At 70.7% G+C, this 11828-nt stretch carries 10 protein-coding genes; 1 reads left to right on the top strand and 9 read right to left on the bottom strand.

All coding sequences use genetic code 11. The features are described 5' to 3' along the window. Positions 1–1126, top strand: a 1126-nt coding sequence (locus tag B7767_RS12920) for an ABC transporter permease (protein ID WP_143652391.1), incomplete at its 5' end; no start/stop codon positions are given. 187 nt (positions 1127–1313) lie between these two features. Here the strand turns inward: B7767_RS12920 and B7767_RS12915 are convergent. From B7767_RS12915 to whiA, 9 genes are all read right to left on the bottom strand, one after another. Continuing rightward, a complete protein-coding gene (locus tag B7767_RS12915; protein WP_256923423.1) occupies positions 1314–2159 on the bottom strand; it encodes a hypothetical protein in 846 nt (281 codons plus the stop codon). Between the two features lie 91 nt (positions 2160–2250). Further along, on the bottom strand, positions 2251–3903 hold the full coding sequence (gene pgi / locus B7767_RS12910) for a glucose-6-phosphate isomerase (protein ID WP_085572315.1): 1653 nt from the start codon (positions 3901–3903) through the stop codon (positions 2251–2253). Between the two features lie 148 nt (positions 3904–4051). Continuing rightward, on the bottom strand, positions 4052–4387 hold the full coding sequence (locus tag B7767_RS12905; protein WP_085572314.1) for an RNA polymerase-binding protein RbpA: 336 nt from the start codon (positions 4385–4387) through the stop codon (positions 4052–4054). 221 nt (positions 4388–4608) lie between these two features. Beyond that, positions 4609–4839, bottom strand: a complete 231-nt coding sequence (gene secG, locus B7767_RS12900; RefSeq protein WP_179167131.1) for a preprotein translocase subunit SecG — start codon at positions 4837–4839, stop codon at positions 4609–4611. A gap of 132 nt (positions 4840–4971) precedes the next feature. Continuing rightward, positions 4972–5748, bottom strand: coding sequence for a triose-phosphate isomerase (gene tpiA / locus B7767_RS12895; protein ID WP_085572312.1), 777 nt, complete (start codon positions 5746–5748; stop codon positions 4972–4974). Positions 5749–5753: 5 nt separating this feature from the next. Next, positions 5754–6965, bottom strand: coding sequence for a phosphoglycerate kinase (gene pgk, locus B7767_RS12890; RefSeq protein ID WP_085572311.1), 1212 nt, complete (start codon positions 6963–6965; stop codon positions 5754–5756). A gap of 171 nt (positions 6966–7136) precedes the next feature. After that, positions 7137–8144, bottom strand: coding sequence for a type I glyceraldehyde-3-phosphate dehydrogenase (gene gap, locus B7767_RS12885; RefSeq protein ID WP_085572310.1), 1008 nt, complete (start codon positions 8142–8144; stop codon positions 7137–7139). 227 nt (positions 8145–8371) lie between these two features. Next, on the bottom strand, positions 8372–11326 hold the full coding sequence (locus tag B7767_RS12880; protein WP_085572309.1) for a M14 family metallopeptidase: 2955 nt from the start codon (positions 11324–11326) through the stop codon (positions 8372–8374). A 146-nt stretch (positions 11327–11472) separates the two neighbouring features. After that, positions 11473–11828 (bottom strand): DNA-binding protein WhiA (gene whiA / locus B7767_RS12875; RefSeq protein WP_107486049.1); only part of this gene is annotated, 356 nt, incomplete at its 5' end.

The raw sequence follows: 11828 nt of genomic DNA, 5'->3' as shown, positions 1-11828 counted from the left end.
GGCGCTGGGGGCGCGGGTGCCGCCGGCGCTGGTCCTGGGCTGGCACAAGGCGTTCACCCGCCGGCCGCGTTCGCTGGGCGCGGTGGGCAGGCTGGCGCTGCCGCTGCTGCTGATCGTGGTGGCGCTGAGCGCGTGGACCACCATCGACCGGTTCCACAGCAGTCCGGAGCGGATGGGGCTGCCCACGGCGCTCAGTGTCCGCGCGGACGCCTCGCTGGGCGACCGGGAGACCCGCGCGCTGCTGGAGCGCGACCCGCGGGTCACCGCCGCCTACCCGGGTGTGGAGGTGGCCGCGCTGGTTCCCGGCCAGACCGCCACCATCGCCCTGCGCGGCCTCGGCACCCGTGCGGAGCCGTACCCGTTCACGCTGGCCGAGGGGCGCCCCGCGCGCGGGCCGGACGAGGCGGTGGCCGGTCAGGGGCTGCTCGACCTGCTGCACGTGCGGGTGGGCGACTGGGTGCGGATGACCGTCGGTGACCAGCCGCAGATCCTGCACATCGTCGGCCGCAGCATCGAACCGGAGAACGCCGGACGGGTCATCTCCACCTCGCTGGACACCCTCCGCGCCAACGACCCGGACCTGCGGCCGGCCCTCTACCAGCTCCGGCTGGACTCCGGCGCGGACCCGGCCGCGGTCGCCGAGCGGCTGACCGCGGCGGGCCGCGGCCATCTGGACGTGCACGCCGTGGCCAACCCGGCCGACGGGCTGTCCCCGCTGCGCGCGGTGGTCCTCGGGCTGATCGTGGTCCTCGCGCTGATCGGGCTGATCGAGCTGCTGACGGCGATCGGCGGCACGGTCCGCGAGGGCGAACGCGATCTGCTGGCCCTCAAGGCCATCGGCCTGACCCCCCGGCAGATCACCGCCGTCACGGTCACCGCCACGGCCGGTACGGCTCTGGCGGCCGTGCTCCTCGCCATGGCCCTGGGGCTGCCGCTGGCGCGCTGGCTGATCGACGCCCAGGGAAGGTCGAGCGGCATCGGCGCGGGGATCGCCCGGCTCCCCTCCCCCGCGCTGCTCGTGCCTCTCGGCGCGGCGGCGGTGCTGGGGGCCGCGGGCCTCGCCGCCCTCCCGGCGGCACGAGCGGCCCGACGACGCCTCGCGGACACACTGAGCGCGGTGGCCTGACTTCTTTCGCCCCCGCCGCCCCCTTCCCCCTCCCGTCCTCCGGGGTCGCCGCTCCTCAAACGCCGGAGGGGCTGATCTTCAGCCCCTCCGGCGTTTGAGGAGCGGGGTCCGGGGCGGAGCCCCGGTTTCGGGACGGGAAGGGGCGGCGGGGGCGAAGAAAACCCCTCGGCGCGACGGCGTCGGCCGGTCAGCCGCCCCCACCACGGACGTAGGGGTTCCCCTGCGGCGGTACGTGAAACAATCCCGCCGGCGGCATCGGCGGCATCGGCGGAACGGGGCCCGGGACCGGCGGAAGGCTCGACGGATGAGCGCCCAGCCGAATACCGTAGCGCCGCTTCAGCCGGCCCGCCTCCGCCAGGGCGATCGCCGTGACGGTCACCGGGGCGCCCAGGATGAAGACGACGCCCATGGTGAGGCCGAGCCCGTGCAGATCGCCGGTGACGAGATCCGGGATCGCCATCAGCCAACTGGTCACCGTGGCGAGCAGCGCCGGCAGACAGCGGTGCACGGCGGCCGTGCCGAAGAAGTTGCCGGACACCCGGACGGCTCCGGCGACCAGGAAGACGGCCATCCACATCATCGTCAGGCCGCCGCCCAGGATCACGAGCATGCTGTTCGACCCGCTCGTCGTCTGCACCAGCAGCACCGTCGCGACCACGCAGCCGATGAACAGCAGGAGCAGCTTGAGGGAGTTGAGCAGCGGTACCCGGAGCTGGCGCACGGTGCCGGTGCGCCGCCAGGCGAAGAGCATCACGCCGACCGTCAGCGGCGTGAGCAACAGCAGCACCGCCGAGGCGGTCAGCGCGTTCTCCAGCAGCTCCGTGATGTCGAAGCCGCCCTCCAGGACGGTGTAGACGCCGACGGAGGCGATCGCCCCGGCGATGACCCTGAAGCGCTTGAGCCGCTCGATGGACGGGTCGAGCGGCTGCGGGATCCACGCGGGGTGGAACACCGCCCCGGCGACGTGGTGGGGTTTCAGGAAGGTCCGGACCCTCAGTGTGCCGCCGGTCCAACTCCCGGACGTACGTGCCACCTTGTGCTCCCCCGAGCGTTCGCCGTGATGATCGCGGGGGAGTCTACGGGAAGCGGGCGGCGTCACGCCGCCCGCTTCCCGCACCCGGGTCTCACTGCCGGCCGCGCAGCTCCCGGTAGGTGGCGACGAGGGCCTTGGTGGAGGCGTCCAGGCCGGGGACGTCGGCGCCTTCGGTGAGGGCGGGCTCGACGCGCTTGGCGAGGACCTTGCCGAGTTCGACGCCCCACTGGTCGAAGGAGTCGATGTCCCAGACGGCGCCCTGCACGAACACCTTGTGCTCGTAGAGCGCGACGAGCTGGCCGAGCACGGACGGCGTGAGCTCGCGCGCGAGGATCGTGGTCGTGGGGTGGTCGCCCTTGAACGTCTTGTGCGGGACCAGTTCCTCCGGCACCCCTTCGCCGCGCACCTCGTCGGGGGTCTTGCCGAAGGCGAGGGCCTGCGTCTGGGCGAAGAAGTTGGCCATCAGCAGGTCGTGCTGGGCCTTGAGTTCGTCGCCCAGCTCGGCGACGGGCTCGGCGAAGCCGATGAAGTCCGCGGGGATCAGCTTCGTGCCCTGGTGGATCAACTGGTAGTAGGCGTGCTGCCCGTTGGTGCCCGGCGTGCCCCACACCACCGGCCCCGTCTGCCAGTCGACCTCGCGCCCGTCCCGGCCGACGTACTTGCCGTTGGACTCCATGTCGAGCTGCTGGAGGTAGGCGGTGAACTTCGACAGGTAGTGCGAGTACGGCAGCACCGCGTGCGACTGCGCGTCGAGGAAGTTGTTGTACCAGACGCCCAGCAGGCCCATCAGCAGCGGGGCGTTGGCCTCGGCCGGGGCGGTGCGGAAGTGCTCGTCGACGATCCGGAACCCGTCGAGCATCTCCCGGAAGCGGTCCGGGCCGATGGCGATCATCAGCGACAGGCCGATCGCCGAGTCGTAGGAGTAGCGTCCGCCGACCCAGTCCCAGAACTCGAACATGTTCGCCGTGTCGATGCCGAAGTCGGCGACCTTCCCGGCGTTGGTCGACAGGGCGACGAAGTGCCTGGCGACGGCGGCCTCGTCCTCGAGCGCGTTCAGCAGCCAGGTCCGCGCGGAGGTGGCGTTGGTGACCGTCTCGATGGTGGTGAAGGTCTTGGACGCGATGATGAACAGCGTCTCCGCCGGGTCGAGGTCGCGGATCGCCTCGTGCAGGTCGGCGCCGTCCACGTTGGACACGAAGCGGACGGTGAGGTCGCGGTCGGTGAAGGCGCGCAGCGCCTCGTACGCCATGGCGGGGCCCAGGTCGGAGCCGCCGATGCCGACGTTGACGACGTTGCGGATGCGCTTGCCGGTGTGGCCCGTCCACTCGCCGGAGCGGACCCGGCCGGCGAAGTCGGCCATCTTGTCGAGGACGGCGTGCACGGCCGGGACGACGTTCTCCCCGTCGACCTCGACCACCGCGTCCCGCGGGGCGCGCAGCGCGGTGTGCAGCACGGCCCGGTCCTCGGTGGTGTTGATCCGCTCGCCGCGGAACATGGCGTCGCGCAGCCCGAACACGTCGGTGACGACGGCCAACTCGCGCAGCAGCCGCAGGGTGTCGTCGGTGACCAGGTGCTTGGAGTAGTCGATGTACAGGTCACCGACCCGGAGGGTGTACCCGGTGCCGCGGCCGGGGTCGGCGGCGAACAGCTCGCGCAGCCGCACCTCGCCGAGCTCCTCACGGTGCTTGGCCAGTGCGGTCCACTCGGGCGTCTGGTTGAGCCTGGTACGACCGTCTGCGTTCATCTCGGACTTCAGCCTTCTTCCTAGGGTGGCCCCGCTGTGTCCAACCTAATTGATCAGCGGTGAACAGAACGGAAGAAGAAGACGGAAGGAAACCGAAGCGGACCGGTCCGGACCGCGTCCCGCGGTTTCCGGATCGCGCCCGTGGTTGCTAGAGCTCGCCCCGCAGCTTGGCGAGCGCCTCGGCGAGGATCGCCTCACCGTCCGCGTCGCTGCGCCGCTCCCGCACATAGGCGAGGTGCGTCTTGTAGGGCTCGGTGCGCGGCGGGTCCGGCGGGTTGTCGCGGTCCTGCCCGGCCGGGAATCCGCAGCGGGGGCAGTCCCAGGTATCGGGCACCTGCGCGTCGCTCGCGAAGCTCGGCTGTGTCTCGTGCCCGTTGGAGCACCAGAAGGAGATGCGGAGCCGGGGCGCGGACTCGCCGCGCTCGGCCTCGCCCATCGGGCCCGCCCCGACCCGGCTTCCCCGGATCGCGTTGCCACTTGCCACGGTCGTAACTCCCTGCGTGATGGTGCCGCGAAGCGAGTCGGCGTGCCGCTTCGCTGCGAGCGCCTCAGTCTACGTAAGGCCCAACGCACGTCCAGTGTGGGGAGTTACCACCCCCGTATCCAGACGCAGGCCCCATGATAGGCCGCGCTCTGCTGCGCGTACCGAACATGGGGCCTTACGTGCGGAATGCTTGGGGAATGGGTGCGTGACGCGCCCTCGGGTCAGTTGCTCACCTTCATGGTGATGCCGAGCACGACGATGCACGCGAACCAGAGCAGACCGACCACGAGGGTGATCCGGTCGAGGTTGCGCTCGGCGACCGAGGAGCCGCCGACGGAGGACTGCATGCCACCACCGAACATGTCGGAGAGGCCGCCGCCCTTCCCCTTGTGCATCAGCACCAGCAGCATCAGCAGCAGGCTGAAGACGATCAGGGCGATGGAGAACCCCATAACCACGGCTGGACCAACTTCCTCGGATTCGGATGGACGACGCGGGGCCCAGCACAGTGCTGGACCCCGCAAGGGTACGACGGATCGGCCCTACGGCCTACTCCCGGCCCGTCGGTTCGCCTCCGGGGCGGCTCACTGGTCGCGGAAACGAACGATCTTGACGAACTCGTCGGCGTCCAGCGAGGCGCCGCCGACCAGGGCGCCGTCGATGTCGGCCTGCGCCATGATCTCGGCGACGTTGCCGGACTTGACCGAGCCGCCGTACTGGATGCGGACCTTGTCGGCCAGCTCCTGGCCGTACAGCTCGGCGAGCTTGCCCCGGATGGCCGCGCAGACCTCCTGGGCGTCCTCGGCACCGCAGACCTTGCCGGTGCCGATGGCCCACACCGGCTCGTAGGCGATCACGACCGTCTCGGCCTGCTCGGCCGGGAGGTCCTTCAGACCGCCCTCGACCTGGGCGAGGGTGTGGGAGACGTGGTTGCCCGCCTCGCGGACCTCCAGCTCCTCGCCGACGCAGAGGATGGGGGTGATGCCGTGCTTGTAGGCGGCCTTCACCTTGGCGTTCACGATCTCGTCGGTCTCGGCGTGGTACTGCCGGCGCTCCGAGTGCCCGACCGCGACGTAGGTGCACTTCAGCTTGGCCAGCATCGGGCCGGAGATCTCGCCGGTGTAGGCGCCGCCGTCGTGCGCCGAGATGTCCTGGGCGCCGTACGCGATCTTCAGCTTGTCGCCGTCGACCAGGGTCTGCACGGAGCGCAGGTCGGTGAAGGGCGGCAGGACGGCGACGTCGACGGCCTCGTAGTCCTTGTCGGCGAGGGCGAAGGCGAGCTTCTGGACGTGGGCGATGGCCTCGAGGTGGTTGAGGTTCATCTTCCAGTTGCCCGCCATCAGCGGCGTGCGGGTGGTCATTGAGGTCAGTCCTCCAGTGCGGCGAGGCCGGGGAGCGTCTTGCCCTCGAGGTATTCGAGGGAGGCGCCGCCGCCGGTCGAGATGTGGCCGAATGCCTGCTCGTCGAAGCCCAGGATGCGGACGGCCGCGGCGGAGTCGCCGCCGCCGACCACGGTGAAGCCCGGGGAGTCGATGAGGGCCTGGGCGACCGCCTTGGTGCCCTCGGCGTAATCGGGGTGCTCGAAGACGCCCATGGGGCCGTTCCAGAAGACGGTGGCGGCGTCGGCGAGCTTCGAGGCGTACAGCTTGCGGGTCTCCGGACCGATGTCCAGGCCCATGTGGCCGGCCGGGATGGCGTCCGCGGCGACGTTGGCGGGGTGGGACGGCGCCTTGGTCTTCATGTCGGGGAACTCCGCGGCGACCAGCGTGTCGACCGGCACCACCAGCTCCACGCCGTTCTTCTCGGCCCGCTCCAGGTACTCCTGGACGGCCGGGATCTGGTCCTCCTGGAGCAGGGACGAGCCGACCTCGTGGCCCTGGGCCTTGAGGAAGGTGTACGCCATGCCGCCGCCGATGAGGATGCGGTCGGCCTTGCCGAGCAGCTCGTCGATGACGGCGAGCTTGTCGGAGACCTTGGCGCCGCCGAGGGCGACGACGTAGGGCCGCTTGACGTCGTCGGTGAGCTTCTTCAGGACGCCGACCTCGGTGGCGATGAGGTGGCCTGCGTAGTGCGGCAGCCGCGCGGGGAGGTCGAAGACCGAGGCGTGCTTGCGGTGCACCGCGCCGAAGCCGTCGCCCACGTACGCGTCGGCGAGGGCGGCGAGCCGGTCGGCGAAGGCGCCGCGCTCGGCGTCGTCCTTGGACGTCTCGCCGGCGTTGAAGCGCAGGTTCTCGATGACCGCGACCTGTCCGTCGGCCAGTCCCGCGACGGTGGCGGTCGCGGACTCGCCGACGGTGTCGGTCGCGAACGCGACGTCGGCGCCGAGGAGTTCCCCGAGGCGCGCGGCGGCCGGGGCGAGCGAGAAGGCGGGGTCCGGGGCGCCCTTGGGGCGGCCCAGGTGGGAGGCGACGACCACGCGGGCGCCCGCCTCGGCGAGGGCCGCGACGGTGGGCAGCACGGCGCGGATGCGGCCGTCGTCGGTGATGGTGGTGCCGTCCAGCGGCACGTTGAGGTCGGCGCGGACGAAGACCCGCTTGCCCGCGACGCCTTCGGAGAGGAGTTCGTCGATCGTCTTCATGAGGGCTCCCTGGCTAGAGCAACGTGTTCAGCGACATGTTCGGCGACGTGTTCGCTCGTGATCGCTCGTGATCGAAAGCGGGCGACCGTTCCGATACGTGCGTCAGGGCTCGGACAGCGCGTTGCCGCACCGGCCGAGCCCTGCACTCATATCAGGCTGCCCGCTCCGCGATCAGAGCTGGTTGCCCACGAAGACCGTCAGGTCGACGAGGCGGTTGCTGTAGCCCCACTCGTTGTCGTACCAGCCGATGACCTTCACGTTCTTGCCCTCCTGGACCATGGTCAGGGAGGAGTCGAAGGTGCAGGACGCCGGGGCGTTGACGATGTCGGAGGAGACGATCGCGTCCTCGGTGTACTCGAGGTAGCCCTTCAGCTCGCCCTCGGCGGCCTTCTGGAAGGCGGCGTTGACCTCTTCCTTGGTGACCTCGCGGGAGAGCTCGACGACCAGGTCGGTGACCGAGCCGGTCGGGACCGGGACGCGCATGGCCATGCCGTCCAGCTTGCCCTTGAGCTGCGGGAGCACCAGGGCGGTGGCCTTGGCGGCACCGGTGGTGGTCGGGATGATGTTCTCGGCGGCGGCACGGGCGCGGCGCAGGTCCTTGTGCGGGAAGTCCAGGATGCGCTGGTCGTTCGTGTACGCGTGCACCGTGGTCATCAGACCCTTGACGATGCCGAAGTTCTCGTCGAGCACCTTCGCCATCGGCGCCACACAGTTGGTGGTGCAGGAGGCGTTGGAGATGACGTGGTGGTTGGCCGCGTCGTACTGCTCGTGGTTGACGCCCATGACGAGGGTGATGTCCTCGTTCTTCGCCGGGGCGGAGATGATGACCTTCTTGGCGCCGCCGGTGATGTGCTTCTCGGCGTCTTCCTTCTTGGTGAAGATGCCGGTCGACTCGATGACGATGTCGACGCCCAGCTCGCCCCACGGGATGTCGGCGGGGTTGCGCTCGGAGAGCACCTTGATCGTCTTGCCGTCGACGGTGATCGTGTCGGCGGTGTGGGTGACCTCCTGCTTGAGGCGGCCCAGGATGGTGTCGTACTTGAGCAGGTGGGCGGTGGTCGCGGTGTCACCCAGGTCGTTGACAGCCACGATCTCGATGTCCGCGCCCTGCTCCAGCAGCGCGCGGAAGTAGTTGCGACCGATGCGGCCAAAGCCGTTGATGCCTACGCGGATCGTCACGAACCGATCTCCTCGTTGGTACGCCGGCCCGATGTGCCGGCGAGCTGTATTTGGGATGTCCCCGACCACTGCCGACCCTACCTCTCCGGGGCCCCGGCCGTGACATCGAGTTGCCCCATACCCGGCAGGGCGGCCCGTACCCGTCAGTAGGGTGCGGACCGCCCCGTCCGACGCTCCGTCGTCACTCGATTTCGTTACGGATCGTCAGCGCGCGTTGACGCGAGGTGTCACCCGTCCAGGGCGGCCAGCGCCTTCCTCAGCAGCGCGGTCCGGTCGGCCGCGGAGGTGAGGTGCTCCAGGCCGAAGCCCAGCAGCACGGTGTCGCCGGTGGTGACCGCTCCGTAGGTCCGGAACAGCGCTCCGGTGCGCGTCCAGTCCTTCAGGACGGCCGGGCTGCCCGCGGGCGGTCCGGAGACCGTCCAGGCGCCGAGCGAGCTCTCGAAGCCCTCGGTGTCGGCCGCGGTGCCGCCCACCACGAGCGAGGCCTCGTCGGCGAGGACCCCGTGGCCGCCGCTGCCCGGGTCGGTGACGTAGGCGAGGGAGACCTCGACCGTCTTCCCGGCGTAGGCGCTCAGGTCGAACTCCACCTGCTGCCAGCCGCTGGAGGAGCCGGTGAGGCTGTTCCAGGAGCCGGTGGTGCCGGTCGCGGCGCAGCCGTCGTCACCCAGCGTCAGGTAGTGCTCCAGCCAGGGGTGCTCGCCCATGTAGAACCCGGCCGCGCACTCGGCCGGCACGGTGGTGCGGGTCGCGCCGCCGGCCTCGGGCAGGGTCGTCCAGTCGTCGGCGCCGGCGGTGTGCGCTTCGACGATGACGTTGTCGTAGCCCGGCTCGGTGTCCCACAGGAGCTGGGTACGCAGGGTGGGCCTGTCGGCCGCGGCGGTGCCGGTGAGGTCGATGGTGCGGGTGAGGCGCTTGTAGCCGTCGTCGGTGTGCACGGCGGCGGCCATGGAGGAGCCGGCGTAGGGCCCGTACGGGTTGACCGTGCCGGGGAACTGTCCGGCGCCGGCACTGGCGAACTGCGGGTACGCGCCGACGGGCAGTTCGTCGGAGGTGACGCCGTAGGTGCCGGCCTTGTCCAGCGGGTTGCCGGGCGCGTCGCCGAGCGGGCCGGTGAAGCCGTCCAGGCCGCCGGAGCCGGTGAACGCCGTGGCCCCCGGGGTGGAGGTGCGGGAGTAGGCGCCCAGGTAGTACTGGCTGAAGTCGTCGGACGGCGTGCCGCCGCCGAGGTCGACGCTGCCGCCGGCCTGCTCGCCCGCCTCGATCAGCCGGCCGCCCTCGTTGAGGAAGGCCCGCAGCTGGAGCTGGGTGGCGATGCCCGGGGCGGCGGCGCCGGTGTGGTGGACGACCGTGTCGAAGTGGCTCAGTACGCCGAGCGCGTCCGGGGCGCCCCGCTCGGCGACGTCCCAGACCGCCGCACGGCGGCCGTTGGCCTTCAGCGCGTCGACGTACTTCTGGGTCTGGGTGGCCTTGGCGCCCTCCTCGGAGACGACGAGGACGTCCGCGCGGGGCCGTTCGGCGACGGTGTAGGTGAAGTGCTCGCTGGAGACGTCCCGGCCTCCGCGGGCCTCGCCGGTGAACCACACCTCGACCTTGTCGCCCGGGTCGGCGTGCCTCACCCTGGCCCGGTACTCGTCGAAGTAGAGGTTGTCCTCACCGCCGTACCGCTCGCCGCCCTTCCACCGCCCGAGGTCCGCCTCGTGCGTACGGCCGCCGTTGACGCGGTACTTGAGCTCCTTGTCGCGTACGGCCTTGCGGACGACGACGGAGACCTCCTGGTCGGCGCCGCGCGCGTACGACGTGCCGAAGGCCGCCGGGGTGAAGTCCGCGGCCTCCAGGCCGACCGAGGAGGACGGCCGGTCGGGGTGGGCGGCGGACTCGGCGACGGAGAGCGCGAACGGGATGTTCTTCGCGAACTCCTGCTGGATCAGCCGCTCGTCGTCGGGGAAGTTGAAGCCCGACCGGCAGTCGCTCGCGTTCCACTCGTCGTCGGGGTCGGCCTCGGAGACGGTCTGGCAGGTCGACATCTCGGGGGTGAACATCGCCATGCCGTTGACGTTGGCCGCGTGGCCGTCGGCCTCGCCGTTGGTGGTGTACAGCTCGGAGGAGAGTTGCGGGTGGTAGCCGGGGATCGCGGAGTTGCCGGGCGTGCCGGCGAGGGCCTCGTAGAGGACGTCGTCGGGGGTCGGCGTGGCCACCTGCCAGCCGACCCCGTAGAGGAGGAGTTCGGCCGCGGAGTGGTAGTTGATGCCGTAGGTGAAGCCGATGCGCTTCTCGAAGGCGTCGATGGCCCTGGTCTCGGGCTCGGAGCCCGGACTCGCGCCGCGGTAGGTCTGGCTGGTGGGGTTGGGGGACGAGCCCTCGTCGTCGTAGCCCCACTTGTAGGGGAAGTTCCGGTTGAGGTCGACGCCGTCGCCGGTGCCGATGACGCCGTCGCCGTTGACGTCCCGCAGGTTCTTGCGCCACAGGCGGTTGTCGTCGTCGGCGAAGGTGTGGTCGTAGCCGTCGGGGTTGGCGGAGAGGACGAACCACAGTTCCGTGGTGTCCACGATCTTCCTGATCCGCTTGTCCGTGCGGTACGAGTCCAGGTAGTGGTGCATCAGCCGCCGGGTCATCTCCGGCGTGATCCACTCGCGCGCGTGCTGGTTGGACATGTAGAGGACCGAGGGCTTGGAGCCGTCCTTGGTCTTCTTGGCCTTCTTGGTGAGCTTCAGGGCGAGGATGTCCTGGCCCTTGACCGTCTTGCCGATGGAGACGACCTTGGTGAGGTCGGGGTTCTCCCGCGCGGTGCGCAGGATCTCCTCCCGCAGGCCGCCCGCTCCGCTGTACGGGCGGAACACGCCCTCGGCGGCGTCCTCGACGCGGGTCTCCGCGCGGGCGGAGAGCGCGTGCTCGGTGAGGTCGACGCCCTGTTCCTCCAGCTTTTCGGCCTGCCCCTCGGTGAGGTAGACCTCCACGGTGGCCGTGCCCCTGTCGGGCACCCGCTCACCGAGTTCGTGACCGTCCTGCCCCGCCGCGAGCAGCAGGGAGACCTGCTGCTTGGTGACGTCGGCGCGGAAGACCTTGACCTCGTCGGTGTCGGAGGCCGCGGGGTTCCCGGGTTGTGCCTGGGCGATGGGTGCGAAGCCCGCTCCGCCGATCAGGAGCGTGCCGACAGCGAGGATCGATCTCGCTCTGTGTCTCATGTGCCCCCCTGGAAGTGGTCCGCCACGGCGGCGAACAGATGCCAGGCTCATGACACAACATGATCGAGTCAAGGGTGCCGCCACGACACGTGAAAACCGGCGCCGATCACCCGAGTGGGCGCCGACGCCGGTCCGCTGACCGCCCGTCAGACCATGAGCTTGTCGTCCAGCTCCTCGCCGAGGTTGGCCTCCGTGCCCGGGATGCCCAGGTCGGAGGCGCGCTTGTCGGCCATCGCCAGCAGCCGGCGGATACGGCCGGCCACGGCGTCCTTGGTGAGCGGCGGGTCGGCGAGCGCGCCCAGCTCCTCCAGGGATGCCTGCTTGTGCTCCATGCGCAGCCGGCCGGCCGCGGCGAGGTGCTCGGGGACGTCGTCGGCGAGGATCTCCAGCGCGCGCTGGACGCGGGCGCCGGCGGCGACGGCCGCGCGGGCGGAGCGGCGGAGGTTGGCGTCGTCGAAGTTGGCCAGCCGGTTCGCCGTGGCGCGCACCTCGCGGCGCATCC

This window comes from Streptomyces sp. 13-12-16 (assembly GCF_002114215.1).
GTDB lineage: Bacteria > Actinomycetota > Actinomycetes > Streptomycetales > Streptomycetaceae > Streptomyces.
Note: the sequence above shows the minus strand (reverse complement) of the source record. Positions and strands in the feature narration are given on the sequence as shown.

Coding starts and splice junctions, on each gene's coding strand:
- secG (WP_179167131.1), bottom strand. CDS start 4,839: ATGGGGTTCTCCATCGCCCTGATCGTCTTCAGCCTGCTGCTGATGCTG.
- pgi (WP_085572315.1), bottom strand. CDS start 3,903: ATGAACGCAGACGGTCGTACCAGGCTCAACCAGACGCCCGAGTGGACC.
- B7767_RS12880 (WP_085572309.1), bottom strand. CDS start 11,326: ATGAGACACAGAGCGAGATCGATCCTCGCTGTCGGCACGCTCCTGATC.
- pgk (WP_085572311.1), bottom strand. CDS start 6,965: ATGAAGACGATCGACGAACTCCTCTCCGAAGGCGTCGCGGGCAAGCGG.
- tpiA (WP_085572312.1), bottom strand. CDS start 5,748: ATGACCACCCGCACGCCGCTGATGGCGGGCAACTGGAAGATGAACCTC.